Below are 25,616 nucleotides of genomic sequence, written 5' to 3' on the forward strand. Positions count from 1 at the left end.
CAGGCTGTATAATATCGTGATCAGTAATAACATTATAGTCTGCTTTCCGTATTTTCCTGTCCGCATTTCGGGCAATAATTATTTTCTACAAAACTACCGCAATTGAGGCAGGTTTTACTGTGCCTGATTTTGTGTTTACTCATTTGTTCTTTTAACGTGAAAAGAGACTTCTTTACTCTGTTTCAATTTCTATAGACAATCTTTCATCGGCATTAAGGAAAAGGGCAGCAGAATAATTCAGTATGGCCGTTTTTCCGTCCATCGAAAAAGTAGCATTCTCGTTGCTTACTTTCTTTATTTTTTTAGGAAAATGATATTTTATTACCATATTTCCTTGCGAGAATAACCGGTCCATAGAGCCATCAATACTGTTTTTCAGGCTTAGGCCTGTATTGTCATTCTCTTCCTCATCGTTTATTCCATTATTGTCAGTTATTTCATATTCTATCTTTTCGGGTGCTGCTGTTACAACACGTTTGAACATCGTTCCGTCCCATGAATAAGAATTCCTGCCAAAGGGATCATTTACATAAAACTTGCTAAAAGAATTATTCGTTTTACTTTTCCCTTCTTTTTCCAGTTTAGACATTGATGCAAAAGCATTTGTGAAAGCATCTATATTGTCGAAATCACCATAAATTGATATTTTAAATATCCCCAGGCTATCGTCATTTTGCACCCTCATATAGAGTGGTTCCGTATTTTTAATATCTTGCTCCATACCGGATGGAATACTATCTACAGTCTCTCTTATAATTTCCGAAAAATTCATAATACTGTCTTTCGGATATTTGTTATTACTGTTTTTTAAAGACGAAGTACCTGCTATTGCCAATAGTTCGGCTGCATCTATGGTCATGTTATATTTTACCTGTCCGTTTTCCAGAAAGTACAGGTCTTCATATACAGAGCAACTGGTAAGTAACAGGAAAAGAGAAAAGATTGTAATTATTAATTTTTTCACAGGATTATTTATTTAGATTAAACAAAAATCCCCTCTCAATCTTACAGCAGACCGGAGGGGATATCGTGTATTAATTATTCCAGATAAGTGTATCCGTACAGCCCCGACCGGTAATTGGACAGGAATTCTTTTCCTTCCTCTACGGTGATCGATCCTTGTTTTACACAACTGGTAACCCAGCCTTCTACGGTGCGTACAAGCTTTTTGGCATTGTATTGTGCATAGTCGAGCACTTCTGCTACAGTTTCACCGTCTATCATTTGCTCTATCTTGTATCCGTCACTATCTACGGAGATGTGTACGGCATTGGTATCACCAAACAGGTTGTGAAGGTCGCCCAATATCTCCTGATATGCACCTACAAGGAATACACCCAGATAGTACGGTTCGTTTTTCTTTTTACCATGAACAGGCAGATATGATGATTGGTTACCGTTAGATATGAAGTTGTCTATTTTCCCGTCCGAATCGCAGGTAACATCTTGCAATGTAGCTGTATGATCGGGTTTCTCGTCAAGCCTGTGGATAGGAATGATCGGAAACACCTGATCTATTGCCCATGAATCGGGTAGTGACTGGAATAGCGAGAAGTTACAGAAATACTTGTCCGGCAACAGTTTCGATAATTGTTTCAGTTCTTCCGGTGCATGTTTAGAGCGCCCTGCCATATGGAATATTTCGCGTGCAATAGAGAAGTACAGACGTTCTACCTGTGCCCTTGTTTTCAGTGTAAGCATTCCCAAACTGAACAGGTCGAGCCCTTCTTCGCGGATTTGCTGGGCATCGTGCCATGCTTCCAACATACGCGACTGGCTCAGGTTGTCCCAAATGTCGTACAGTTCGCGTACAAGTTCGTGGTCGTCTTCCGCTATTTCTTCGCTTTCGTCCCATTCAGGCAATGTAGCGGTTTCCAATACTTCAAACACGAGTATCGAGTGATGTGCTGTAAGCGAACGTCCCGACTCGGTAATGATATTAGGGTGGGGGATATTGTTCTTGTTGGCTGCATCTACCATAGTGGCTATAGAGTCGTTTACATATTCCTGTATGGAATAGTTCACACTGCTTTCGTTATATGACGAGCGTGTACCGTCGTAGTCTACACCCAGTCCGCCGCCAATGTCTACAAACTCTACTTTGAAGCCCATCGAATGCAATTGTACATAGAACTGGGATGCCTCGCGCAGGGCTGTTTTTATACGGCGTATTTTAGTTATCTGGCTTCCGATATGGAAATGGATAAGACGCAGGGAATCCTGCATATTTGCTTTTTCGAGGTATGCAAGTGCTTCCAACAGTTCGCTTGAGTTGAGTCCGAATTTACTGCCGTCTCCTCCCGATTCTTCCCATTTGCCACTGCCCGAACTGGCTAGTTTAATACGGATGCCGATATTCGGAGTTATTTTCAGCCTTTTGGCAACTTTGGTAATAAGGGGAAGTTCGTTCAGCTTCTCTACTACGATAAATATTTGTTTACCCATCTTCTGTGCCAGAAGAGCCAGCTCTATATAGCTTTCGTCTTTGTACCCGTTGCAGATGATGAGGGAATTGGAATCGGTATTGATCGCAATTACGGCATGAAGTTCGGGTTTTGAACCTGCTTCTAATCCGATATTGAATTTCTTTCCGTGACTGATCAATTCCTCTACTACCGGGCGCATCTGGTTTACCTTTATGGGGTAAATTATATGGTTTTGGGCTTTATATTCATATTCTTCAGCTGCCTGTTTAAAGCATGTCGATATTTTCTCGATACGATTGTCCAGAATATCCGGAAAACGAATCAGAACAGGAGCAGATACGTCACGAAGTTGCAATTCGTCCATCAACTCTTTTAAATCAACAGCTACTCCATCTTTACGAGGAGTTACCACAACGTTACCTTTCTCGTTGACAGAAAAGTAATTAATTCCCCAGCCTGCGATGTTGTACAACTCAGCCGAGTCTTCGATGCGCCATTTTCTCATTCTTTTGTGTAAAGTGATAAATATCACCCCTCCCGGCCTCCCCAAAGGGGGAGGAGAGCGGGAAAAGTGTTTTTAGTTATTAATAATTATTACCACTCCAGTCTCCCTCCCTTTCGGGTAGGGGCGGGGAGGGGTGATTAACTGATAAATATGTCGTTATTTTAGCGTTCTTCGGGTCTTTGGCTTCTTCTCCGTAGACATCGAAATCTGCCAGATAACGCCTGTCTATGTCGGATTGCCAGATATGTGCCCATGTTCTGCCTATGGCATAGGGCAACTCTCCCTCCGAAACGTATTTGTAATATTTGCTTTCGGGAATTTCCTTTATTGTCAGGCTCAGGTTTGTGGGAATGCCTTCCAGTGTAGATACTTTGTAGCCTACAATAGTCGTGTATTCGCCGGTATAGTCGCTTTCGTAATCAGTATAGATGCAGTAAATATCATTCGATACTTTATTAGGCATCAGTTGTTGCAAATAAGCATTCCTGAAGAATACCTCCCACAGCGCGGCTATATCTCCCTGCGACTGATGGTTCTGATTGGTAGTGCGAACGGAAACACCTACTACAGCGAACTTTTCCAATACAACTTCCTGACGTTCCATTATTATTCCCTTTCTAAAATGTTTGTTATTTCAGCTATATACAGATAATGATAGTCTTTCTCGGGATACCAGCGATCTATAATGTCTTTGTCGAGGAACGCATTTTCTTCTATGCGTTGTACAAAGAGTTTCTTTGCAAAGATAGCTGTATGTGCTTCTTCGAAATACGGAACTCCATTATCAAATACGGTAGTAAGTCCGGCTTTTGCTATTTTGTCTTCATCGCGTCCCGATACTTTACCCAGATATCCTAAGTCTTTGAGATACTCTTTGTCGAAAAATGTCAGCGAGAACGATTCGCTGTTTTCTACAAATTCACGTGTATAACGTTGCGGACGTATAACCACGAAGACAACTTCTTTGTTCCACATCACACCAAATCCGCCCCAACTGGCTGTCATGGTATTGACTGTGCCGTCCTGTTTAGAAGCCGTAATCAGCATCCATTTATTTTTTAGCCCGAAACTGTCGGGTGTGAAATCTTTTATGTTCGTTTTTTTGAAGTCAGCCATAATTCCCTGTTATTTAATCCAGTTTCAATACTGCCAAAAACGCTTTCTGCGGTACTTCTACATTACCTACCTGTTTCATACGTTTTTTACCTTCTTTCTGTTTTTCGAGAAGCTTACGCTTACGGGAAATGTCACCTCCGTAACATTTGGCCGTAACGTCTTTACGTACAGCCTTGATCGTTTCGCGCGCAACGATTTTAGCTCCGATAGCGGCCTGTATGGCTATATCGAATTGCTGGCGCGGGATCAGTTCTTTCAGCTTCTCGCACATACGGCGTCCGAATGTTACGGCATTGTCTACATGTGTAAGTGTAGAAAGTGCGTCTACCGATTCACCGTTGAGCAGAATATCGAGTTTTGCCAGTTTCGATTCGCGATAATCGTGCATATGATAGTCGAAAGATGCATAACCTTTCGATATACTTTTCAGTTTGTCGTAGAAGTCGATAACGATTTCGCCTAGAGGGATGTCGTAAATGATCTCCACGCGGTCCCCCGATATATAGTCCTGTTTGATAAGTATGCCGCGTTTGCCGAGACAAAGGGTCATTATAGGGCCTATATATGTAGTATTGGTGATTACCGAAGCGCGTATATAAGGCTCTTCGATGTAGTCGATCTGGGTAGGGTCGGGGAGTCCGGCAGGGTTATGTACTTCTTTAGTATTCCCTTTCTTGTCGTGTACAATGTACGAAACATTTGGTACGGTGGTTATCACATCCATATTGAACTCACGGTCGAGGCGTTCCTGTATGATCTCCATATGTAGCAGTCCCAAAAATCCGCAACGGAATCCGAAACCGAGCGCAACGGACGATTCGGGCTGAAAAGTCAGCGAAGCATCGTTCAGTTGCAGCTTTTCTAGTGATGCCCGCAGGTCTTCGAAGTCTTCGCTTTCTATCGGATATACTCCGGCGAATACCATCGGTTTTACTTCCTCAAATCCTTCAATAGCCTTTTTACATGGGTTTTTCACATGGGTAATGGTATCACCTACTTTTACTTCTTTCGACGTTTTGATACCGGATATAATATAACCTACGTCTCCACAGGTGACTACATCGCGCGGAGACATATCGAGTTTGAGTACGCCTACTTCGTCTGCATCGTATTCTTTTCCTGTATTGAAGAATTTAACAAGATCTCCTTTTTTGATACTTCCGTTTACTACCTTAAAGTAAGCAATGATCCCTCTGAAAGAGTTGAATACCGAGTCGAAAATCAGAGCCTGCAAAGGGGCTTCCGGATCACCTTTCGGGGCAGGTATGCGTTCGATGACAGCATCGAGTATATCATACACTCCTTGTCCTGTTTTACCGCTGGCACGAATTATATCTTCACGTTTTACGCCCAGCAGTTCCACTATCTGATCTTCGACTTCTTCAGGCATAGCGCTGGGTAAGTCTATTTTGTTCAGTATAGGAATAATTTCGAGGTCGTGTTCTATAGCCATGTACAGGTTAGATATAGTCTGGGCCTGTATTCCCTGTGCAGCATCTACAATGAGTAGAGCTCCTTCGCAGGCGGCAATAGAACGTGAAACTTCGTATGAAAAATCGACGTGTCCGGGAGTATCTATCAGATTGAGTATATATTTTTCATTTTTATACACATATTCCATTTGTATGGCATGGCTTTTTATGGTGATCCCGCGTTCACGTTCCAAGTCCATATTGTCGAGTACCTGTGCTTGTAAGTCTTTTCCTTCTACCGTTTTGGTGTATTCTAAAAGTCTGTCAGCCAGTGTGCTTTTGCCATGATCGATATGTGCAATAATGCAAAAATTACGTATTTTATTCATTCTGTGTTTATATCTTTATTATAATCTCAAAAATGGGAATAGACGCACTACCCCAAATTAGGGTGCAAATATACAAAAAAGATACGAAAGCTTGTCTTAAAAAATCAATAATGCGACTATATTGCACGACTGTTTTACGAGTGTATAATATTCCTGAGATTTTATCTATAAGGGAGAATGATGTTGTCAGCGGATAATGTCAGAAAACATTGGAATAATGCTGTAAAATGTGCAAGGTTTGTCAGGTTTTAGTTAAAATGATTCTCAGCCAAAAGTGTAAAGATGAATAATATGTTCTATTTACTAACAACAAAAGCTGTAACCTTTGTTACCTTTTTGCTTCCTAATAATCGAAAAAACGGTTACTTTTACATAAAATATGATTTTATAATTGATAGTTGTTACTTTTTGAAAAGAATAAATAATAAAATATGTCTTCAAAACTTATTGAAAAATATGGGCTTGATATGCAAAAAGCCCAACAGCGGGTAAAGGATGTTGTAAAGCAAACACCTCTACAATATATTAATACTTTATCGGAATATTTCGAATCAAATGTTTACCTGAAAAGGGAGGATCTACAGGTAGTACGCTCATATAAACTGAGAGGCGCATATAATATGATAAGTAGTCTCGACAGAGATTTGTTGGAAAGAGGTGTTGTTTGTGCCAGTGCCGGAAATCATGCACAGGGATTTGCTTATAGCTGCAATAAGCTAGGTATAAAAGGTGTAGTTTTCATGCCGAAGATCACGCCTAAGCAAAAGATAAAGCAAACCCGTATGTTTGGTAATGGCAATATAGAGATTGTACTGACCGGCGATACGTTTGACGATTGTGCACAGGCCGCAAAGGAATATACCGAAGTGCATAGTATGACGTTTATCCCTCCATTCGACGATTTGCGTATTATAGAAGGGCAGGGTACAATCGCTGTAGAAATACTTAGCCAGATGGGTGAAACTCCGATTGATTATATATTTATCCCTGTCGGCGGTGGCGGGTTGTGTTCCGGCATCGGTGCGTACGTAAAAGAATTTTCGCCGCAGACGAAGATTATAGCTGTGGAGCCCGAGGGTGCTGCAAGTATGAGATCGGCATTCAAGGCAGGACATCCGGTGACATTGGCGCACATTGATAAATTTGTGGATGGCGCGGCAGTGAAAAGGGTAGGGGACATTACTTATTCCATTTGTTCTGAAGTGGTTGATGATATTTGTCTTGTACCTGAGGGAGAGGCTTGTTCTACGATACTGAAACTGTATAATGAGAACGCAATTGTAGTTGAGCCGGCCGGAGCACTAAGTATAGCTGCATTGAATCATTATGCATCTGAGATCAGGGGTAAGAACGTGGTTTGCATTGTTAGCGGAAGCAATAATGATATCGATCGTATGCAGGAGATTAAAGAGCGCTCTCTTATATTTGAACGGTTAAAACATTATTTTATCATTCGCTTCCCACAGCGTGCCAATGCACTGAAAGACTTTGTGAACAAGGTTTTGGGTGAACGTGACGACATTGTCCGTTTCGAATATATGAAGAAGAATGAAAAAGAAAATGGTCCGGCTTTGGTCGGTATCGAACTGGAAACGATAGATGAATATAATAATCTTATTAGCCGTATGATAGAATATGGGTTAGATTTTACGGTTCTCGATCCGGACAGCGATTTAGGACGTTATATTGTATAGCAGCTATATGCTGAGAGAGAGAGTCTTATAAAATAGGTGAATAAAAGTTGTTGAAATTGTTTGCGGAAACAAAAAAAACAGCTACATTTGCATCGCTTTTGAACGAAAAGCGCGGTGCTTAAGCACTGGAGAGATGGCAGAGTGGTCGATTGCGGCGGTCTTGAAAACCGTTGAACTGCGAGGTTCCGGGGGTTCGAATCCCTCTCTCTCCGCTGAAAGCCTAAGACAAAAGGCGACAAACAGCAGACAAGTCCTACAAATCAATGATTTGTGGGACTTTTTGCATTTAAGAGTGTCTGGGTGTAAAGCCATAAAAAAGCCAATTTTGGACATAGTTGCGTAACCAATTCGTAACCTACTCTCCAAAATTAGAAATAGGTTACGAATTGTCCGAAATTGGCAGTGTGTTGTCCATTATTGGCAGTCTGTATTTATCTCATTATTTGATTGTTAAAACTAATTTTGAAATTAAATTTTGAGTTATGCAAAAGAGTACATTCAACATCCTTTTCTATGTTAAAAGGAATGCAGTAAAAGCAAATGGCAAAATGCCGATTATGGGACGGATTACCGTCAATGGAGAAGCTGTTCAGTTTGGAGCAAAAACAGAAGTCAATCCCAAAATCTGGGATACGAAATCAGGAAAAGCTGTCGGCAAAACACAAGAAGTAATAGAACTCAACGGTATCCTTGAAAGTATCAAGGCTACTATGACAAAGATCTACCGTGAATTACAGGAACGGGAAACTACCGTAAGCCCTGAACGTATTAAAAACATCTTCTTTGGAGTAGAAATTAAACAACAGATGCTTTTAGACTTATTTAAAAAGCATAATGACGATGTTGAAAGATTGGTGGGCATAAGCAAATCAAAGGCTACTTATCAGAAATATGAGGTAACACGTAAACATCTAACCAACTTTATTAAGGAGAAATACAATCGCTCGGATGTGGGATTAAAAGAAATTGACTACCTCTTTATTACAGATTTTGAAGTCTATTTACAAACTACCTGTGGCTGCAGTTCAAATACAACAGCCAAGTTCATGCAGTTTTTCAAGCGCATCGTCATTATCGCAAAAAACAATGACTGGATTAAAGCTGATCCATTTGTCAATTACAAAATTCGTATTAAGAAAGTAGATAGAGGCTATCTGACACAAGAGGAAGTCGAATCTATAATGGAAAAAAGGTTTTCTACAAAACGATTGGAACACGTGCGTGATATTTTTGTGTTTTCTTGTTTTTGCGGATTAGCATATATAGATGTAAAGAAATTGCGCAAAGAAAACATTCGAACCTCATTCGACGGTAATCTGTGGATTATTGGTAAAAGAGAAAAAACAGATGTAACGTTTTCAATCCCCTTACTTGATATTCCCAAAAGAATATTAGAAAAATATGAAGGCACTTTGCCGGATAACCGAATACTCCCTGTACCAAGTAATCAAAAGATGAACGCTTACCTGAAGGAAATCGGCACATTATGTGGGATTGATAAGGAAATTTCATTCCATCTTGCACGCCATACATTTGCTACTCTGACACTTAGTAAGGGCGTTTCTATCGAAAGTGTTAGTAAAATGTTAGGGCATACTAATATAAGAACAACTCAAATTTATGCGAGAATAACTGATTCAAAAATAAGCCACGATATGAATGCTTTTGCCGGAAAAGTTAAAAGCATGGAGGATAAATTAGTAGTTAATCAATAAATAATAATATCATGGAACTACAAATCATTCAAAATAAGATATACGATATCAGAGGTGTGCGTGTCATGTTGGATTATGACCTCGCAAAATTGTATGAAGTTGAAACAAGAGCCTTAAAACAGGCAGTCAAACGAAATATAGACAGGTTTCCGGCTCCTGACTTCATGTTTGAATTGACACGGGAAGAAAGCGACGAAGTAATCAAATTAGGGGTGTCACAAAATGTGATACCCCCCGGATACAACGTCGGCTCTTCCTTTATAATGGCGTTCCCGGAACTCGGAGTGGCTATGCTTTCATCCGTATTGAAAAGTAAGAAAGCTATTCAGGTAAATATATCTATTATGCGGGCTTTTGTTGCTTTACGCCAATATGCACTCGGTTATGCAGAATTAAATCGTAAATTGGACGAATTTATGATAGAAACAAATATGCAGTTCAGCGATATTTATCAGGCTCTTACCGAACTGGCATCACAAAAAGAACAGGAAAATATGCCCCGTAAGCGTATAGGCTTTAATGTTAAATATGATGAAGAATAGCAAAATATGGAACGAGGATATATCAAAATTAAAGAAAACGATGAAAATCAACTAATTGTTGAAGCAAAACTCGTAAATTGCACCCTGTGGCTAACGAAACATGAGGTTGCCGATTTGTTTAATGTGTTCGTCAATACGATTGGTAACAACCTTCGGAGCATATTCAAATCAGGCTTACTTCGTGAAGAAGATGTTACCCGAATACATAAATTCGAGAATAATGGGCGCTCATGTGAAACGGTACTGTATAATCTTGAAGCATTGATATTTGTCAGCTACCGTGTAGCATCTTTTGAAGCAAAAGCATTTCGGGAATGGGTAATGAAAGCATTAACCGAATATACCCGAAATGATAATAAAAAATCAACTGAAGTTCTGATAGTATATAACCTGCATTCAAAACTTCCGGCTATTTCAATGAATTAATAAACTCTTAATACATTCAGATATGAAACACGTATTTTATTTACTTATCGCTGTTTTTATGGTTTCCTGCGGTTCAAACTCATCAACGAGTAATTATGAAAAAACCATTACTGATAACCTGTTAAAAGGTAGTGATACAAAAGAAAATCTCAACTTCAAAATTGTTGAATTGAACGAAACTGGAAATGTTACGGTTGCTGATAGTGTTGCTTATCTTACCGATGAGTTCAGAAAGGAAAAACAATCTGTTATTAGTCGTATTGAACTTGCAAGAAAAATGAGCGAAGATTTATTGGCTCAAACTAAAAAACAAAGCGATATTGACAAGTATAATGCTGATATCGCCGTAATGAACACCCGTATAGATTCGCTTAAAAACCTTGTTCCTGATAACTTGCAAGGATATGACAGCAGAAACGCAAATGATGTACTTGCAGTCATTGTCAGGTGCAAGTATTCTGTTCAACTGTCGGGAACTCCGAAAGAAGAAACATTCAATTTCTATCTATCCCCTGACGGTAGTAAATGCTACGGTAAAAAAGGAATATAATAATTACCAATAATACGAATGAGCCTGTGTCAAAATGATACAGGCTTTTTTTATGTTTATAGCTTTCCTTTCTGTGGGGAAAGTGCAGCGTTTTATGATGATAAACGCAAAGTATATCAAACTCAATTTTCTTTTTTCTACACTTCCCTCGGTATAATTCCTTCCTCATTTAGCTACTAAGCCACGGAAAGCGGCTCGGAGTAATCGAGTATCAGTTGCGAAAGTATTTCCGTGTTCTTAACGCCACAGCAAGTTCAAGCCGCAAGGGTTTTACGAAAAATCTTCCTCTTTCCCTCATTCTTCAGGCGAGCGTATTTATTCGTAAAAAACTGGCAGTGGCTAAACACTACTTTCTAATTGCACCTGAAACTCGATCACACCTCACCGGCTCCGATACGGCATAAAAAAAAAGTCAGAAATTATGAGAAGTATAGAAAAAAATAGGAAACAACGACCGACAGCCTACCTTCCAATTAGCATAAAATTGGTTGTAAAAATCGTTTTGGCGGTTTTGGGCTTCTGTGTGTGGGGAACAGGGTTTATTTGGACTTTAGTGGGCTTGTATCTCTTTCTTCCTGTTATTCGGGGTATCCTCTCCTTCTTCGTGGGTTTGGGTGCTATAATCCTCTTTATTCTCGCAATGCTGACCTTTTTATAATCCCTTAAAATTTAGAGTTATGAGCAAAGTATTTTTATTAGGAGCAAACAAGGAGATAGACAGAGCCAAACAAGTGGTAGAAGTCAATCAGGTTATCCGAATGGAGGGTTACAGCTATGACAGATATGTAGTGTATGAAATCCGTAAAAACGATTGGGGCATTGCTTACAAGTTGATTAACCTGCGGACAAAGGATTTTCATACAGCCGACATTATCAGACCATTGAATGAAAAATTCGGTATTGGTTATTACTATGACAGCGAGAACCCTGAATTTATAGACAGTTTTGAAGTTGCAATGCTTCTTCAGCAAGCACAGAAACAGAAGAAAGCAGAAGAAGACGAATCCGAACAGGAAAAAACCAGAGTAGAGCAGGTTAAGGAAATCGGGCGTAAACGCTTTGCCGAGATATTCCCCGAAGATGCTTTAGGCGTTATCGTGGCACGATTGAAGCAAGACGACAGCGACCGAATGACCGACTACTATGCACACAGCACACAAAGGACGGTTATTATAGGCTTTTCCAAACACAAAAGGGACATCTTTTCCGAAATGCGCAAACACGCATCCAACTTTGATGAAACCGCCTATTTAGCCGAACCTAACGAGGACTACGAACACCGTGAAAAATACAGTATGGGCGACGGCTACTATTTAGGCGAAAGCAAATACTGCGGTTGGATAATCGAAAAAGTGCCTGTATATGACCGTAAACGCACGATTGAAGATTTTGCATACACAGCAGGGAATGACGATAACATACATATCAGCAAATCCGACACAATGCCACCCAGTAAGCCGACAGAAGAAAGCAAAGGCGGTTGCACATTGGTAGAGTATTCAGCCAAAGCGGTAGCGGTATTCGGAGAAACGAGAGCCATAAAAGACGAACTCAAAGCAATGGGCGGACGCTTCAACAGCCGATTGACATTCAACGGCAAGAAGTTAGCAGGTTGGATTTTTCCGAAATCACAGGAACAACGGTTAGCGTATTATTTCGGATTGGATTAATAAGTAGTAACACGGGGCAGTAACCCTGCCCCACAAAAGAATGGTCATGAAATACAAAGATTTATCAGCATACGAAAAATTACAAAAGATACAGGATATCAATTTTTGCAGGGTAGAACGCCACAATGTAGCCGTATATCTGAACGCACTAAGACATAACGACAGGGCTATAATTGAGGAATACGAGAGTTTTGGAGATACCCCACGCCAGTTATTAATGAATAAACGGGAGTATGAAAAACATTTGCTATTCGGCTTTACCAAAAAGGGATTTAACGAATATGGTTGGTTGGAAAGACCTGATTTTTTGGAACGTGAAGAAATACAATTCCCCCATCGGGACGGTTGGGCGGTAAGCAACCATATTACACTGGGTAAAGGCTTAAACGGAAAATGGACATACGGAATGAGTTATTCTTACAGCACTGGCGGAGCAGGTTATGGCTTAGGCGTATGGGGTAAGATATTCGACAATCGAAAAGATTGCCTTACCGCAGCCCTCAATGAAATGATGAAAGGACTTGACAAAGACAGCAGTAAGACCGACAAATACGCTATATCCGTTTTGAAACAAGCGAAAAGCCTGTTTGATGAAATCACAGGACGCAAAGCAGTACAATTAACATTATCATTCTTTTAATCAACAATAGATATGAAAACAACAGAAGTAAACGATAGTATTATAGGCAAGCGTTGTAAGAGCATTTTTACAGGCTTAATGGTAACAGGCATTATCGAAGAAATCAAGATAACCGAATACACAGCAGAGGTAAAGGTGCGTTTCGATAAACCACATAGGTGGGGAAATCATACCTACAAAAGCGATTGGAGTTCCGCACGCCTACACGACGAGTTCGGCTCACTACATCATCTTGAAATCATTGACGACAAATACCAAACTATCGTGGTGGAGTTCAACAAAGAGATAGCCGAGATTGACCGAATGTTTGCACAGGATTACAGTACTTGGGGAGCAGTAAACCTCAAAGAGTGGATAGACAACTACGAAAGCAGTCGTTTCACTCAATTTTCAAGGGATTCGGCAATCATTACCTCCGAATATAATATGGAGAACCTAATCAAGTGGCTAAAAGAACAGGATTATATTAAAGAATATCAATATATTACAAAATGACAATGAAAACAAATTCAATCAATCATAACGGCTGTTCTGTATGTGAACAAGGTAAAGAGAACTATACAACGTTTCGTCCTGCCCACCGTCCGAAACAAACATTTTATCAATACGATTACAGGCATACAGACGGGAAATTATTTTCAACCGTAGCACCAACTCTGGAGGAATGCCGTACCCGTCGGGATGAATGGCTAACCAAGAAAAACGATAACATTAACATCTAACATCATGGCACAGGAAAGAATGGACGATTGGATGCAGTATGCGAAAGACCTTGCAAAAGCGGAACGGGAACTGGGTATTGAACATTGGGTATATATCACTTTTGAAATTCGCCACGAGGACAGAAGCCGGGAAGTTTTACACAAAATAGACATTCCCCGTGATATGTTAGATCGTTGGCGGTGGCTTATCGAATGGCGTAAGGCAAAATTAGTGTGCAAATATCCGAGAAAAAGAGTTCAGATATATCATTGTTTTTACGACAAGCGAACAGGTTTACAGACGGGCTTTGACTTTTTGTTGGGTAAAGTTGCATCCGCAAAAGCACAGATAACAAAAGTAGAAAGAGCCATTGCCCAGTATATCGACTACAAAAAGCACAATGATCTGTTTTTCAATGCAGATACGGATGAACAGTTATTGAAGGCTTACAACAAATTGGAACAGAAGAAAGACAACTATCAAAAAATGTATGTGATGTTACAGGAAGAAGTAAAAAAACATAAGGAGAACAACGATAGATACAAACTATTTATCGGCTTCAACAAATTAGGCGAGTTCGGTACAATCAGCGAAGCCAAGAAACACGCCAACGATAGCGGATTATCGGGCGTTTTTAACCTGATTGGCGACAAGTATCAAGACAGTTGGTATGTTTCCCCGATACAAGTACAAACATCTAAATAACAAAGGATATGACAACGATAAAGGATATTGACGGAAACAGAATTGAAGTAACAGATCTGAAGGCAGCCATACAGCAATGTATTGAATGTTCCGACAGTCCTTACAAAATGGCTTCGGGGCATACGGTTGGCGAAAACCATCGGTTTATGCTGAAACAGCTTGAGAAGTTACAAAAAGAGGGACAAGAAAAATGATAAGCGGGCGATTTTCGCCCGTTACTATTCTTATGAGCAAAAAAATGGGCGGGAGAAAAAGTAACAAAAAGCCGATTAACAAACAATCCGAAACGTTTAATTAGCTTCGGATTGCTTTTGTAATAGAAATTAGAACTATCAAAAACTATCTAATTTGTATATTTATTGCCTTCTTGAACCGGAACGGATTGGCAACATAATAGTAACAGTTGGTAGCTCCACCCGTAGTAACCACGATAGAACCATAGCCGAAGATACGCCCTGCAATACCTTGTACCACCTGAATACCCTCACATTTAACCAGTACCAGTTCAACAGTCCGACGACTTATTACTCCCGTTTTTATAATCACTCGTTTGTTGGTTACGGCATAGATTGAGCCTACTTTCACTAACACACGCTGTACAAGGGAAACCAATCCCAAGAACAGAAGTGTAATCCCTAAATAATGTGTTATTTTTACATCATCAAAATAACACATAAACCCGATAGTCAATAATATGGCAGGTTGCAGGAATAAGAATATATGTATCCGTGCCCTGTACATTATGTCCTCTCCGGGTTGTAAATATGTATTAAGAAATTTCATGCTATTTTTTCGTTTAAATTTTGTGTGTTCCATATTTCAATCAGACAACAGCACCATTCAGACGGATTCAAGAAACGTTTCCCTTTCCTGATTTCATAATGTAAATGGCTGCCTGTTGCTATTCCCGTATTACCCACACAAGCAATCTGTGTAGTAATACTAACCGAATCCCCTATATTTACCATTATCTTACTCAAATGAGCATAGAATGAATGAAAATTACCTGCGTGTTCAATCTCAATGTAATTCCCATATCCCGAACAATAGCCCTTACGAACTACTCTCCCGTTGCCACTGGCATACACGGGAGTACCCTTTGGTTTGGCTATATCAATTCCTGTATGAAATTTTCGCCTTTTATAAATAGGATGATAACGCATACCAAAGCCCGATGAAATTCGTAACGGCTTTTTAATCGGAAAAACTACGGGATAGTCGGATAATTCTTCGATAGTCATTTGCATTGAATCGGCTATTCGTTGAAACTCTTTTGCAGAATAAGCCTGTTCCGTACATTTTTCTATTTCCGATTTTCTGTTTGGTTGTCCCCATGCAGTTAAATGAAGCAACGCAATGAAGAATGTTATTATATATTTCATAATCAATCTGTAAATACAGTAAGTACCCGAATTGCTCCGGGTACTTTACTTATTCAACTTCTTTTCCCCACAGCTCTATATCTGTCGGAGCATTATTCAACGTATGGGCTATCCATAGCCAGCAAAGGGCGTTGAACACGATATAACCGCATAAAATCATTGCCTGATATTTTTTGTGAAACCATATTTTCTTCTACATCATCGTCTTCATCCCCCCTGTCATTTTGCCAACTGAATGTTTTCTGCACGACCTGACCGAATGAATCTTCTATATATATGTCGATAACCTGCTGATCCGTGCTGTGTGATGTGTAGTAAAGTCGGAATGTCGTTTTATCCAACGGGTACAGGTCATTCGGTAGAAATACCGTTCCGTCATCCATCCGCAGCTCGCCTTTCCCATCACTTTGGAAATACCTGATAAAGAACCGAGCCTGTTCATAGTCGCCTTCCTTTACCAGTTGGCATCGAATTTCCGCACTTTCGCCCTGAACGATTTTTTTCTGGACGGGCATAGTAACAAGATCAAATGAATAAACCTGCTGAACATCCAAATCGTCACTACAGGCACAGACTATTGCCGATAGCAATAGCGTGTATAAAAAATATGCTAAGAACTTTTTCATTTTGAATTTACTTTTAGTTGTTTATTAAATAGAGAAATTTACCTTTTATCCGATTTCTTGAAAGTATTGCTGCATCTTCCTCTCCGTAGGCAACAAGCATGGAGCCGTTTCGAGGTTGTGTTCCCTTTGTTCCGTCAGGTTTGAAAAACTGGATTCTATTATACAGGAACTTTACGGCAGTGGCATACTCAAACACAATATCATGAAACCATTTTGCTTCAATCTTTGAAAAAACTAAGGCTATACCCTGATTGTGTTCAGCCATTTTTTTGAGAAAATCCTGCAATAACGGGTTAGAGTATGGCGGATTTAGCCAAATCCTACCGTGCCAATCCTGTATCAGTCCGTTCTCTTTTGCAGTATATATTTTCTTTGCCGACTGGTTTAACCGAAATGCTTCTTCCGAAGATGACGGATCTAAATCAAATTCTCCCAAAGAATGAATAATCTCCGGTGGGGTATACCATTCATCATTTTCTTTCATGGCACTAATTGATTATAAATTTCAGTCCCAATCCGAACTGGGTATGGAAATGTCCCGTCGATGTTCCCCACAACACCCGCTCACGAGCAGTCAGGAGTAACACCACACGGTCGGATAGATATGTTTCCATTTCCAACGTAATAGCACCACCATAAATAAAACTGTCTTTGTTCCGGAGCGTGGAGCCGTCAAAAAGCGTTTTTTCTCCCCAGTTACTTGTTTCGTATCCGGCGAGTGCAGATCCGCCCAAAGAAAAAAGAACAACCTTATTGCGGTCTGATAAGAATTTTAGGTAATAACCACCCTCTGCCGTAAACTGGCTGACAGGTATCCTGTCTTCCTTATAGGGGTAGTATTTATTCAGGAACTCTGCACCAAATACCCACTTATTAGCATGTTTGGTATAGGTGGCCATAGATAACCCGAAATAATACCCCAGTTCATTCTTTTTATCCGACGAATGGAATCCGTCTACCATTCCACCTGTTACCTGAATGCCCTGCATTCCCGGTAAACAACGCTGTGCGTGGGCTTGGTCTGCAAAGACCAGGCACAGCACAAACGTTAGTATAAGTAATAGCCGTTTCATGGTTATTTAACTTTCAGTTCATTAATAACTTTGGCTCTTACGAGGTCGGCATTTTCAACCACGAACGACTGATGCCGTCCGCCCTCTTTTTCATTCAGTTCAATGATAAGGTGCTTATCATCCGGAATAGTGAACTTCGGCAGGGTAAACACTACACGTTCTGTTTTCTTGCCCCCTACCAACGTCAGGTTATTGTGTGCCCTTAGTGGGATAATTACCTGTTCCTGAATGGCGGTACGTTTCGCCACTTTCTTATCAACTATTTTGAACGTAATATAATCTACGTCAAACGGCACATTGGATGAGTTTTTGAGTTGCATATGGAAATAAAGCAATCCGTTGTGCGTATAAACCCCTTTGAGCGTGTATTGTATGCCAAACCTTTTACTGCCGATATGCTTTATTTCCCGATTATCGTTTTTGTAAATGGACTTCATAATGAGTTTAACCAGTAACGGCGATTCGCTACCCAATTCTCTCATATATATTTCCATTGCGTTATTCGGGCGGTTTACGGCTTCTCCATCGTGGATGAAGTCGGTCATTTCGACACTCAACTTTACAGGCTCATCGGCATATTTCACGTTGAACGTATAATATGCACCGTCTTCGGTAATAACCGCCAGATTGCTTTCCCGTGAAAAATCACGCAGGGCGGCTTTTACACGGAGTACATTTTCCGCTCCGTCTGCTTTGGCTGCCAACAGGTCGGCAGAACCTAAGTCCACATAGCGGATAGCCGAAGGGAAGATGATATGCACTGTCTTACTGAAAGTAACTTCCAGTGCATACGGCGGTATCATCCGGTTAAAGGTCAGCGGTCGTGTCAGACCTTCAAAATAATCGCCCGTAGAGGGATTGGTGGAAACTTCGTGTTCCTGTGCGTTGGCGGTAAATACACATACAGATACCGCAATCATTAAAAGAAATCGTTTCATACGAAAATTGTTTTAATTGTTAATTACTATTGGATTTTTTTAGTGGTGGGCTTTCGCCCTGATTGTTTTTTTATGCTTTAGGGAGTAACAAGACCTTGTAACCTGCTTTCAGTGTAACTTTTACCTCACGCATTTTCTTACTGAAAAATTGCGATGTCCCTTGAATCAGACTTCGCCCTAAATCGGCTGCAAGCTGTGAACCTGCATCGTCTGTTATGGTTATGCTACTGCCCATCGACGTACCCATATTAGCGGCAATTTCTTTAGCTGCATTGAGTTCGTCCGAGTTCGGAACGAAAATACCCTGCATACCGTCCATATCGTACACTTCCATTTCAACAGGTATCACATTATCCGCATACTGGATTGAAGTAATGGTAATGTGCAGGCGTTCCCCGCCAATTTTTGCACTTCCTGTAAGAATGGTATTTGCAGGAATTAGCATATTTCCGGCTCGCATTGGTTCTGATAACCGTAGTTGCAATTCTTTTCCGTTGGAAATTGTTACAGTCTGATATACCGAAGCCCTGATGCTGTTTTTATCTATTATCGCTTCGTTTCCGGCAGCCGTGATAAATCCCATATTTCGGGGCTTACCGTATTGTTCTAAAAATTCATCATTATCCATTGGAGCAGCCAAAAGCGAAACCACGCTTTGATGTACCTGTGAAACAGGCTTCGGAACAACTTTCTCACGCATATCGGTCACTGGTGCTGTTTGAGCTTGTTCCTGTGTATTAGGCATATACTTCGCTGCAATCGCATAGGATTTTTCAATCAGTTCCAGTTGCTTGTCGGCTTCGGATTTTTCAGCCAGTTGCTTTTCCAATTCCTGAATGCGCCCTTCCATTTCAAGCTGTATTTGGTCGTTCGCTTTCGTTGTCGGTTGCTCGTACCAGTCATTTAACTGTCGGTTTACGTCCTGATAAGCACTTGCCGACGATTGGATTCCCGTTTGTGGAGTGCGATTATTACCCGGTACTTCCTGATTGTCGGACGGAATAGAAGTGTTTACTTCCTGTGCCTTACGGTTTTCTTCCTCTCCGAGCATAAAAGCGAAGTCTTGCAAATTCCGCATTTTTTCATTTTGCTTATTCAGCATGGCTTCCTGCTCATAAGCCGTCCGCTTATCCCCTACGATTGCTTCATCTTTGGGAATAGGCAGTTCGGAGTTGAAACCGTCGGGTTGCTGTTCGTCCTTATCTCCTGAAGGTGCAAAAATGAGCCACATTGACCCGATGAACAGCAAAACAAACAAGGGATAGATAAGCATCTTTTTCCGCTTCTGAATCTCTTGTGGGGTAAGCTCCTTTTTAGGCTTACTCTCTTTCTTTTTTTCGGTAACATCCGGTTTCGGTTCGTTACCTTCATTAGCATTACTCATAATCAAATCTGTTTATTTGGTTTATACTATCTGTTTTTTGCGTATGTTCCAGTTCCAAGCGTTTGATATGTTCTATCTGCATCTGTTCCTGACCGCTTTTCTTCCCCATATTATATATGGAAGAAACTGTCATGTAGATTGAACCCGCACCGAAGACAAAAAGCATTACAAGGATTATGATAATCCGTCCGTCGGGCGTTATCTGCCCTAACAATGACCGCAGACCGTCTTCCACCCAGTCTCTTACGGCTGTAAGTTTATCCTTTATCATGGCTTATCGGTCTATTGTTCGTAAATCCCTGTTTTCGATTATTTCAAAGCGTTCCATAGTGAAACCATGAGGGTTATTGTCACTTCTAACAGAGTTTATCAGCTCACAGCGTGTAACAAGACTCCGCTCTGTTACATTACTAGCCCTGATAATCATTTGCCGGGCATAGGTTATCACCTTATAGGGATAAACATCAAGATTACACGCCACAGAATCGATCTGAATAATTTGATTGATATTACTCGACACAATCCTGTTGTAGTAACCTTTTTCCTGCATATCCTGATAATAACGGAAAGCACTTTTGTCCACAAGAAAGAGTGCCCGGTTGATGTTTGATTCAATGGCACTTTTATCAGGGGATAAAGTGAAGAATAGTTCATGAAACCGCTTGATATGCTCCCTTGCTTCCACTGGACGGTTTTGTGATAAGTCCTGTGAAAGAGCAAGCATAAGCGACTTCCCTTCATCCAAAACATAGATTTTCTGCCGTTGTGCTTCTGCGAAACTGAATGAGTTCCAGACTGCATATCCGGTAATTCCGGCGCACAGTACGACAAACACAATGGCGATAATCCTTATCTGCTTGAAACTTGTTTCAATATTTTTTAATGACTTAAATTCCATTACTTTTTTAGTTTAATAAATTGATTACTTACCAAGCAAGCGACCACCGACATTACCCGCTACCGAGCCAGCAACGCCTCCTGCAATACCGCCTGCCTTAGCTGCTGTTTTATTTACCGCACTTCCGTATGCACCTGCTCCGCCTGATTGGATAATCCAACCCGCAACACTCGGAATAGTGAAGTATCCGATAATTCCAATTATAAGGAATACAATATAGACACCATTTGAGCCGTCAGGGATATAGTTTGGATCTTGCAACAGGGCAATGTCCTGTTGAAGCATCAAAACCTGAATGCGTGCGAGAACCGAAGAAAATATATCCGAAATAGGTAACCACAGATAGACACTTATATAGCGTGCAAGCCATTGGGTCAGCGTTGCCTGAAATCCGTCATAAATGGAAAAGGCAAACGCGATAGGCCCCAGTATGGCAAGCACGACAAGAAAGAATGTCCGTATCGTATCTATGACCAATGCGGAAGCATTGAACAGCAGTTCAAAAAAGTCCCTTATTACCTCCCTGAACCATGCCTTAATATCATACCAAAGCCGTTCGCCCCACATACAAATTATTTCAGGCGTATCGGTAATACCGAGGTCTTTCATTTTTTGGTCGTACACTTCGTCATCAACAAGCCATGCTTTACCCTCACGAACACGAGCTTCATATTCCAACTGGTCTTTTTGCTGCTGATATGCTTTCATGTCGAGTGTCTGGGATTCCAAAATACCATTTGTGCCTTTCACAATGGGACTCATTACCGCATTGATAGTACCTAAAACTATGGTTGGGAAAAACATTATACATAGACCGATTGCAAAAGGACGGAGCAACGGAAATACGTCGATAGGTTCTGCACGGCTTAATGCCTGCCATACTCTGTAAGCCACATAGAACAATGCACCCAGTCCTGCCAACCCTTTTGCAACCCCAATCATGTTGCTGCAAAGAGGTATCATGTCTTGGTACAGATTCGCAAGAATCTGATGTAGATTATCAAAATTCATATCTAACTACATTTATTTGATTACCAATATCTTTCGGCAGGACTGCCATATAACGATAATACTCTGTCTGTATCGTTCTTTTCTTTGGCACGGATATACGAAACAGATATACTCTTTTGGGTATAATACTTCGTCAGGTTACGATAATCCAACATTTTGTTATAAATCTGGTCTATCGCATCCATACGTTCCTTATCAGATAGTGAAAGCCCATTACTTCCGGTAACAATGTTTTTCAAATCCGTTACCAATGCGCCCCCTTCTTCCAGTAGTTTAGCGTAACCTGTTGAGATTGCAGCCAGTTCATTCGGAGTAAAGTTTGGATCACCCACCATTTTGTTAAATCCGGTAACGTAGATATCGGTAATCTCGCTTACCATTTCGATAGTCTTTTTTACCTTTCGGGCATCCTTAACCAGATTGTGAACGGACTTCAAAGCATCGTAATATTCTTTACCCTGTTTGTAGATTTTGATGCTTTCCTGTACGTTGTTTATCATGTTGGTAGCTGTTGTAGTTCCTTGCACTGCACTTACGATATTCTGTACAAGATTGGTCGGATCAGTTACTACCCACTGTGCTTTCGCCTGAAAGGAGAATAGGCTAAGTGCCACTACAAGGCACATAAATATTCGTTTCATACTTTTTACTTTTAAATGATTATTGATTTTGTGTACCTTAATCGTACACTCTTTTGTATTCGCCTTCGGTAGTAAGCAGAAGCATATCCCGCTCATCATCGTAGGCAATGCGTATCATACCGTAGAAATAGAAAAAGGTAATCCCCCAGCTTTGGCATAAAGGGACGGTAAACGCCGTATCGTGTTTGTAAATAAACTGCAACCGGAATCGACTACCGTCATGGAATACTTTAAGTCCGGGGGAACCGCAAAGACTTTCCCATGTTCCGCATATCTCATAGATTGGAAATTGGGTACGCACTTGCAGTGCCGAATATGGCTTACTTGTTTTTCTTTTCATGGCGTTACTCCTGTCGTTTGCTCTCGGCAATTTGTTTAATCGCCAGTTCCATATTTCCGTCCAGTTTTTCGGCAAGTTGCATCACTTCCAGTTTTTCGGATTCTTCCGTCGTGTACGTGTAATATTCTTCCAAACTTACTTCCGTAGCATAGACAGCACTTTGCACACCACCCAAACCGAACCAGACTTCTTTGTATTTACGACTGGGAACATTGGACATATTGATAGAGAGTACCTGCGACTTTTCCTTTTCGGTCAATCCGAGCAACGCTTGTATTGAATCAAATTTGTTCATATACTTGCGTTGGTCTAACAGGATTTTACAATCGCTGTTATTGATAATACTCTCCTTTACGATAGGCGAAGCGATAATATCATCGACCTCCTGCGTAACAACGATTGCCTCGCCAAAGAACTTACGAACAGTCTTAAAGAGGTACTTAATGTACTCTGCCATACCTTCTTTAGCAATCGCCTTCCATGCTTCTTCGATTAATATCATCTTACGGATGCCCTGCAAACGACGCATTTTATTGATGAACACTTCCATGATTATGATCGTAACCACCGGAAATAGGATTTTATGGTCTTTTATCGCGTCTATTTCAAAGACAATGAAGCGTTTAGATAATAAATCCAGTTGCTTATCCGAGTTCAACAGGAAGTCGTATTCGCCCCCACGATAGTACGGCTCAAGCACGTTCAGGAAGTTGGCAATATCGAAATCCTTTTCACGTACGTTCTTTTCTTCCAGTGTTTTCCGGTAGTCATCACGGACGAACTCATAGAATGTATTGAAAGACGGCTCCAACTTGCGGTTGCTTTTCAACTTTTCTATATACTGGCTGACAGCATTGGAAAGGGCAACTTCTTCCGCCCGTGAAGGCGGCTCGTTATCCCTTTTCCACAGGGTAAGGATCAGCGTTTTTATACTCTCACGCTTCTCAATATCGAAGACATTATCGTCGGTGTAAAATGGATTAAATGCAATCGGATTTTGCTCCGTGTACGTAAAATATACCCCGTCCTGACCATTGGTTCGCCTGTTAATGAGGTTACATAAACCCTGATACGAGTTTCCGGTATCAACAAGGACTATGTGCGTTCCCTGCTCATAGTATTGGCGTACCATGTGGTTGGTAAAAAAAGATTTACCGCTTCCGCTCGGCCCAAGAATGAATTTATTACGGTTCGTAATAATTCCTTTTTTCATGGGCAGATCGGAAATGTCCACATGGAGCGGTTTACCCGAAACCCTGTCTGCCATTTTGATACCGAACGGACTGGGCGAACTCCGGTAGTTTGTTTCTTCAGTAAAGAAGCAAAGGGCAGGTTCGATGAATGTATAGAACGCTTCTTCCGCCGGAAAATCCCCACTATTGCCGGGCATTCCTGCCCAGTACAAAGTAGCGGCATCCACTGTATTGTGGCGTGGTTTACATTCCATAAGAGCCAACTGGCTACCCACGTCATTACGGATATGTTTCAGTTCTTCTACATCATCACTCCACGCCAATACGTTGAAGTGCGCCCTGATTGAAGTCAGCCCGAAGCTGTGTGCTTCGTTTAGATATTGGTCAATCCACTCTTTATTTATTTGGTTTCCACGACTATACCTTGATAGCGACTGCATATTCCTTGCACTCTTTTCAAACTTTCGCAGGTTTTCCGCACTATCTTCAATAAACAGATATTGGTTGTAGATATGGTCGCATGACAAGAGCAACCCGACAGGAGAAGCGAACGACAAACGACAGTCGCTTCTATCGGTCGATAGTTTTTCATACCGCATATCCGTTCCGATCCGTCCCGGCAGGTCTTCCGCATCCGAAAGCGTATGCAGGCAAACGTGTTTGTTTCCCACACGAAGCCCGTCAGCTCCCAGTTCCAAATCTTCCAAGCAAGTTGTATCGTCGAGCGACAAGGAGAAATATTTTTCAATAAGTCCCGGCTTTTCGCCTGTTCCCGTAATCTCGTCCGAACTGATACGGGTAAGCGTAACAAATCCGCTATCATTCATTATCCGCTCAAACTGCCCGACGGCTTCCAAAAATTTCACACTGGTATCCTTATTGACTTCTTTGGGAATAATGTTTCCACGACAAAGCGATGAGAAGCTGCTTTGCATTCTCATACGCTCCTTTGTTGTTTTAGTCAGGAACAGGAAACACGAGTGATTCAGGAACGGTCGTTCGTTGAAGTGCTTTTCAAAACTACGGGATAAAAAACTCATATCGTCCTTATCGGTTGCAGGTTTATATGTTTCACGCACAAACCAATCCTGCTTATGCACCACACAGTATTCGGGAAGGACTTTTACCGCTTTCGCCCAAGACGAATGAATCGCTTCGTATTCGGTATTGGTCACGGTAAACAGTTCCGGCAGTTCCACATGGTAGGCTACCGTAATATCCGCATCTTTGGAAATAATGCAGTCATGTTCGACAGCCAGTAATGGGAACTTACTTTCGATAGTCGCCGCTTTCATTATATTACGCATACGCTACCTCCTTTCTTTTTCTTTTGAAAAGGCGGTGCGGAGTTTTCCTGTTAATCAAATAGCGGGGATGCTGTTTGACAGCCATGAGTTTCATTAAGCCATGTTCCCCGTACTTCTGATTCAGGTTAAAGGTCATCCATACCAATACCGATGCAGCAATTACACCGAAGCCAATGCAAATCCACTGGTCAATGCCAACCATATACATGATGACAAAAACCACGAAAACAGCAAGTAAGCCCCCTGCAAAAATGAAAAGGTATTGCGATTTCAAACCCTTGAACTCCACACTCTTGCCTATTCCTTTATTAATATTGAACTCCATAACTTT

At 41.0% G+C, this 25,616-nt stretch carries 30 protein-coding genes, 1 tRNA gene and 1 pseudogene; 13 read left to right on the top strand and 19 right to left on the bottom strand.

All coding sequences use genetic code 11. From position 1 onward, the window contains the following. Positions 1-172: 172 nt before the first annotated feature. The 5 genes from M2448_RS15480 to lepA all read right to left on the bottom strand — a co-directional run bounded on the left by M2448_RS15480 (position 173) and on the right by lepA (position 5,848). Positions 173-964 carry a hypothetical protein gene (locus M2448_RS15480; RefSeq protein ID WP_280647067.1) on the bottom strand — a complete coding sequence of 264 codons (792 nt, stop codon included), beginning with the start codon at positions 962-964 and terminating at the stop codon, positions 173-175. Positions 965-1,038: 74 nt separating this feature from the next. Then, a complete protein-coding gene (gene speA, locus M2448_RS15485) occupies positions 1,039-2,931 on the bottom strand; it encodes a biosynthetic arginine decarboxylase (RefSeq protein ID WP_280647068.1) in 1,893 nt (630 codons plus the stop codon). Positions 2,932-3,010: 79 nt separating this feature from the next. Continuing rightward, complete coding sequence (locus M2448_RS15490) at positions 3,011-3,535, bottom strand: GyrI-like domain-containing protein (protein WP_280647069.1); 525 nt, start codon at positions 3,533-3,535, stop codon at positions 3,011-3,013. 2 nt (positions 3,536-3,537) lie between these two features. After that, entirely contained in the window at positions 3,538-4,047 is a 510-nt protein-coding gene (locus M2448_RS15495; RefSeq protein WP_280647070.1) for a flavin reductase, read from the bottom strand. Between the two features lie 13 nt (positions 4,048-4,060). Beyond that, positions 4,061-5,848, bottom strand: a complete 1,788-nt coding sequence (gene lepA, locus M2448_RS15500; RefSeq protein ID WP_280647071.1) for a translation elongation factor 4 — start codon at positions 5,846-5,848, stop codon at positions 4,061-4,063. Between the two features lie 431 nt (positions 5,849-6,279). On the opposite strand from lepA, the gene ilvA reads away from it, so the two are divergent. The 13 genes from ilvA to M2448_RS15565 all read left to right on the top strand — a co-directional run bounded on the left by ilvA (position 6,280) and on the right by M2448_RS15565 (position 14,686). Beyond that, the gene (gene ilvA / locus M2448_RS15505; RefSeq protein ID WP_280647072.1) at positions 6,280-7,542 is read left to right on the top strand and encodes a threonine ammonia-lyase IlvA; all 1,263 of its coding nucleotides are present in this window, start codon (positions 6,280-6,282) and stop codon (positions 7,540-7,542) included. A 127-nt stretch (positions 7,543-7,669) separates the two neighbouring features. After that, positions 7,670-7,754: transfer RNA gene (locus M2448_RS15510), tRNA-Ser, on the top strand. Between the two features lie 270 nt (positions 7,755-8,024). Next, complete coding sequence (locus M2448_RS15515) at positions 8,025-9,257, top strand: site-specific integrase (RefSeq protein WP_163304699.1); 1,233 nt, start codon at positions 8,025-8,027, stop codon at positions 9,255-9,257. Between the two features lie 11 nt (positions 9,258-9,268). Continuing rightward, a complete protein-coding gene (locus M2448_RS15520; RefSeq protein WP_163304701.1) occupies positions 9,269-9,799 on the top strand; it encodes an ORF6N domain-containing protein in 531 nt (176 codons plus the stop codon). Between the two features lie 6 nt (positions 9,800-9,805). Then, the gene (locus M2448_RS15525; protein ID WP_163304703.1) at positions 9,806-10,225 is read left to right on the top strand and encodes a virulence RhuM family protein; all 420 of its coding nucleotides are present in this window, start codon (positions 9,806-9,808) and stop codon (positions 10,223-10,225) included. Positions 10,226-10,247: 22 nt separating this feature from the next. After that, positions 10,248-10,775 carry a hypothetical protein gene (locus M2448_RS15530; RefSeq protein WP_163304705.1) on the top strand — a complete coding sequence of 176 codons (528 nt, stop codon included), beginning with the start codon at positions 10,248-10,250 and terminating at the stop codon, positions 10,773-10,775. 421 nt (positions 10,776-11,196) lie between these two features. Further along, on the top strand, positions 11,197-11,433 hold the full coding sequence (locus M2448_RS15535) for a hypothetical protein (RefSeq protein ID WP_185155664.1): 237 nt from the start codon (positions 11,197-11,199) through the stop codon (positions 11,431-11,433). A gap of 19 nt (positions 11,434-11,452) precedes the next feature. After that, positions 11,453-12,445 (top strand): fusion protein, encoded by a 993-nt coding sequence (locus M2448_RS15540; RefSeq protein ID WP_280647073.1) that lies wholly within the window; start codon positions 11,453-11,455, stop codon positions 12,443-12,445. A gap of 46 nt (positions 12,446-12,491) precedes the next feature. Next, positions 12,492-13,085, top strand: coding sequence for a hypothetical protein (locus M2448_RS15545; protein WP_163304707.1), 594 nt, complete (start codon positions 12,492-12,494; stop codon positions 13,083-13,085). 12 nt (positions 13,086-13,097) lie between these two features. Next, positions 13,098-13,580, top strand: a complete 483-nt coding sequence (locus M2448_RS15550) for a hypothetical protein (protein WP_163304709.1) — start codon at positions 13,098-13,100, stop codon at positions 13,578-13,580. Between the two features lie 2 nt (positions 13,581-13,582). Then, complete coding sequence (locus M2448_RS15555) at positions 13,583-13,807, top strand: DUF3873 family protein (RefSeq protein ID WP_163304717.1); 225 nt, start codon at positions 13,583-13,585, stop codon at positions 13,805-13,807. A gap of 4 nt (positions 13,808-13,811) precedes the next feature. Beyond that, a complete protein-coding gene (locus M2448_RS15560) occupies positions 13,812-14,492 on the top strand; it encodes a hypothetical protein (protein WP_163304719.1) in 681 nt (226 codons plus the stop codon). 8 nt (positions 14,493-14,500) lie between these two features. Beyond that, a complete protein-coding gene (locus M2448_RS15565; protein ID WP_163304721.1) occupies positions 14,501-14,686 on the top strand; it encodes an NADH-quinone oxidoreductase subunit F in 186 nt (61 codons plus the stop codon). Between the two features lie 145 nt (positions 14,687-14,831). Here the strand turns inward: M2448_RS15565 and M2448_RS15570 are convergent, their stop codons facing one another. The 14 genes and pseudogenes from M2448_RS15570 to M2448_RS15635 form a co-directional block, all read right to left on the bottom strand. Next, positions 14,832-15,275: a PH domain-containing protein gene (locus M2448_RS15570; protein WP_163304723.1), complete on the bottom strand. Its 444-nt coding sequence runs from the start codon at positions 15,273-15,275 to the stop codon at positions 14,832-14,834. After that, on the bottom strand, positions 15,272-15,874 hold the full coding sequence (locus tag M2448_RS15575; protein ID WP_163304725.1) for a M23 family metallopeptidase: 603 nt from the start codon (positions 15,872-15,874) through the stop codon (positions 15,272-15,274). The genes M2448_RS15570 and M2448_RS15575 overlap by 4 nt, the downstream gene beginning before the upstream one ends. A gap of 197 nt (positions 15,875-16,071) precedes the next feature. Continuing rightward, positions 16,072-16,500, bottom strand: a pseudogene (locus M2448_RS15580) (DUF3872 domain-containing protein); the annotation flags it as partial. 13 nt (positions 16,501-16,513) lie between these two features. After that, a complete protein-coding gene (locus M2448_RS15585) occupies positions 16,514-16,984 on the bottom strand; it encodes a DNA N-6-adenine-methyltransferase (protein WP_163304729.1) in 471 nt (156 codons plus the stop codon). A 4-nt stretch (positions 16,985-16,988) separates the two neighbouring features. Beyond that, a complete protein-coding gene (locus M2448_RS15590; protein WP_163304731.1) occupies positions 16,989-17,573 on the bottom strand; it encodes a conjugal transfer protein TraO in 585 nt (194 codons plus the stop codon). A 2-nt stretch (positions 17,574-17,575) separates the two neighbouring features. After that, positions 17,576-18,511 (bottom strand): conjugative transposon protein TraN, encoded by a 936-nt coding sequence (gene traN / locus M2448_RS15595; RefSeq protein WP_163304733.1) that lies wholly within the window; start codon positions 18,509-18,511, stop codon positions 17,576-17,578. Positions 18,512-18,581: 70 nt separating this feature from the next. Further along, a complete protein-coding gene (traM, locus tag M2448_RS15600) occupies positions 18,582-19,895 on the bottom strand; it encodes a conjugative transposon protein TraM (protein WP_163304735.1) in 1,314 nt (437 codons plus the stop codon). Continuing rightward, on the bottom strand, positions 19,888-20,166 hold the full coding sequence (locus M2448_RS15605; protein WP_163304737.1) for a TraL conjugative transposon family protein: 279 nt from the start codon (positions 20,164-20,166) through the stop codon (positions 19,888-19,890). Before M2448_RS15605 ends, traM begins: the two co-directional genes overlap by 8 nt. 3 nt (positions 20,167-20,169) lie before the next feature. Beyond that, the gene (gene traK, locus M2448_RS15610; protein ID WP_163304739.1) at positions 20,170-20,793 is read right to left on the bottom strand and encodes a conjugative transposon protein TraK; all 624 of its coding nucleotides are present in this window, start codon (positions 20,791-20,793) and stop codon (positions 20,170-20,172) included. Positions 20,794-20,817: 24 nt separating this feature from the next. Next, on the bottom strand, positions 20,818-21,804 hold the full coding sequence (gene traJ / locus M2448_RS15615; protein ID WP_163304741.1) for a conjugative transposon protein TraJ: 987 nt from the start codon (positions 21,802-21,804) through the stop codon (positions 20,818-20,820). A gap of 20 nt (positions 21,805-21,824) precedes the next feature. Next, positions 21,825-22,445 (bottom strand): DUF4141 domain-containing protein, encoded by a 621-nt coding sequence (locus M2448_RS15620; RefSeq protein ID WP_163304743.1) that lies wholly within the window; start codon positions 22,443-22,445, stop codon positions 21,825-21,827. A gap of 37 nt (positions 22,446-22,482) precedes the next feature. Next, the gene (locus M2448_RS15625) at positions 22,483-22,785 is read right to left on the bottom strand and encodes a DUF3876 domain-containing protein (protein WP_163304745.1); all 303 of its coding nucleotides are present in this window, start codon (positions 22,783-22,785) and stop codon (positions 22,483-22,485) included. A gap of 4 nt (positions 22,786-22,789) precedes the next feature. After that, positions 22,790-25,285 carry a TraG family conjugative transposon ATPase gene (locus M2448_RS15630; protein ID WP_163304747.1) on the bottom strand — a complete coding sequence of 832 codons (2,496 nt, stop codon included), beginning with the start codon at positions 25,283-25,285 and terminating at the stop codon, positions 22,790-22,792. Further along, entirely contained in the window at positions 25,278-25,610 is a 333-nt protein-coding gene (locus M2448_RS15635; RefSeq protein WP_146266202.1) for a DUF4133 domain-containing protein, read from the bottom strand. The genes M2448_RS15630 and M2448_RS15635 overlap by 8 nt, the downstream gene beginning before the upstream one ends. Positions 25,611-25,616 lie beyond the last annotated feature (6 nt).

Source organism: Dysgonomonas sp. PF1-14 (assembly GCF_029892965.1).
In the GTDB taxonomy this organism is placed as follows: domain Bacteria; phylum Bacteroidota; class Bacteroidia; order Bacteroidales; family Dysgonomonadaceae; genus Dysgonomonas.

Coding starts and splice junctions, on each gene's coding strand:
- speA (WP_280647068.1), bottom strand. CDS start 2,931: ATGAGAAAATGGCGCATCGAAGACTCGGCTGAGTTGTACAACATCGCA.
- M2448_RS15490 (WP_280647069.1), bottom strand. CDS start 3,535: ATGGAACGTCAGGAAGTTGTATTGGAAAAGTTCGCTGTAGTAGGTGTT.
- M2448_RS15495 (WP_280647070.1), bottom strand. CDS start 4,047: ATGGCTGACTTCAAAAAAACGAACATAAAAGATTTCACACCCGACAGT.
- lepA (WP_280647071.1), bottom strand. CDS start 5,848: ATGAATAAAATACGTAATTTTTGCATTATTGCACATATCGATCATGGC.
- ilvA (WP_280647072.1), top strand. CDS start 6,280: ATGTCTTCAAAACTTATTGAAAAATATGGGCTTGATATGCAAAAAGCC.
- M2448_RS15515 (WP_163304699.1), top strand. CDS start 8,025: ATGCAAAAGAGTACATTCAACATCCTTTTCTATGTTAAAAGGAATGCA.
- M2448_RS15520 (WP_163304701.1), top strand. CDS start 9,269: ATGGAACTACAAATCATTCAAAATAAGATATACGATATCAGAGGTGTG.
- M2448_RS15525 (WP_163304703.1), top strand. CDS start 9,806: ATGGAACGAGGATATATCAAAATTAAAGAAAACGATGAAAATCAACTA.
- M2448_RS15530 (WP_163304705.1), top strand. CDS start 10,248: ATGAAACACGTATTTTATTTACTTATCGCTGTTTTTATGGTTTCCTGC.
- M2448_RS15535 (WP_185155664.1), top strand. CDS start 11,197: ATGAGAAGTATAGAAAAAAATAGGAAACAACGACCGACAGCCTACCTT.
- M2448_RS15540 (WP_280647073.1), top strand. CDS start 11,453: ATGAGCAAAGTATTTTTATTAGGAGCAAACAAGGAGATAGACAGAGCC.
- M2448_RS15545 (WP_163304707.1), top strand. CDS start 12,492: ATGAAATACAAAGATTTATCAGCATACGAAAAATTACAAAAGATACAG.
- M2448_RS15550 (WP_163304709.1), top strand. CDS start 13,098: ATGAAAACAACAGAAGTAAACGATAGTATTATAGGCAAGCGTTGTAAG.
- M2448_RS15555 (WP_163304717.1), top strand. CDS start 13,583: ATGAAAACAAATTCAATCAATCATAACGGCTGTTCTGTATGTGAACAA.
- M2448_RS15560 (WP_163304719.1), top strand. CDS start 13,812: ATGGCACAGGAAAGAATGGACGATTGGATGCAGTATGCGAAAGACCTT.
- M2448_RS15565 (WP_163304721.1), top strand. CDS start 14,501: ATGACAACGATAAAGGATATTGACGGAAACAGAATTGAAGTAACAGAT.
- M2448_RS15570 (WP_163304723.1), bottom strand. CDS start 15,275: ATGAAATTTCTTAATACATATTTACAACCCGGAGAGGACATAATGTAC.
- M2448_RS15575 (WP_163304725.1), bottom strand. CDS start 15,874: ATGAAATATATAATAACATTCTTCATTGCGTTGCTTCATTTAACTGCA.
- M2448_RS15585 (WP_163304729.1), bottom strand. CDS start 16,984: ATGAAAGAAAATGATGAATGGTATACCCCACCGGAGATTATTCATTCT.
- M2448_RS15590 (WP_163304731.1), bottom strand. CDS start 17,573: ATGAAACGGCTATTACTTATACTAACGTTTGTGCTGTGCCTGGTCTTT.
- traN (WP_163304733.1), bottom strand. CDS start 18,511: ATGAAACGATTTCTTTTAATGATTGCGGTATCTGTATGTGTATTTACC.
- traM (WP_163304735.1), bottom strand. CDS start 19,895: ATGAGTAATGCTAATGAAGGTAACGAACCGAAACCGGATGTTACCGAA.
- M2448_RS15605 (WP_163304737.1), bottom strand. CDS start 20,166: ATGATAAAGGATAAACTTACAGCCGTAAGAGACTGGGTGGAAGACGGT.
- traK (WP_163304739.1), bottom strand. CDS start 20,793: ATGGAATTTAAGTCATTAAAAAATATTGAAACAAGTTTCAAGCAGATA.
- traJ (WP_163304741.1), bottom strand. CDS start 21,804: ATGAATTTTGATAATCTACATCAGATTCTTGCGAATCTGTACCAAGAC.
- M2448_RS15620 (WP_163304743.1), bottom strand. CDS start 22,445: ATGAAACGAATATTTATGTGCCTTGTAGTGGCACTTAGCCTATTCTCC.
- M2448_RS15625 (WP_163304745.1), bottom strand. CDS start 22,785: ATGAAAAGAAAAACAAGTAAGCCATATTCGGCACTGCAAGTGCGTACC.
- M2448_RS15630 (WP_163304747.1), bottom strand. CDS start 25,285: ATGCGTAATATAATGAAAGCGGCGACTATCGAAAGTAAGTTCCCATTA.
- M2448_RS15635 (WP_146266202.1), bottom strand. CDS start 25,610: ATGGAGTTCAATATTAATAAAGGAATAGGCAAGAGTGTGGAGTTCAAG.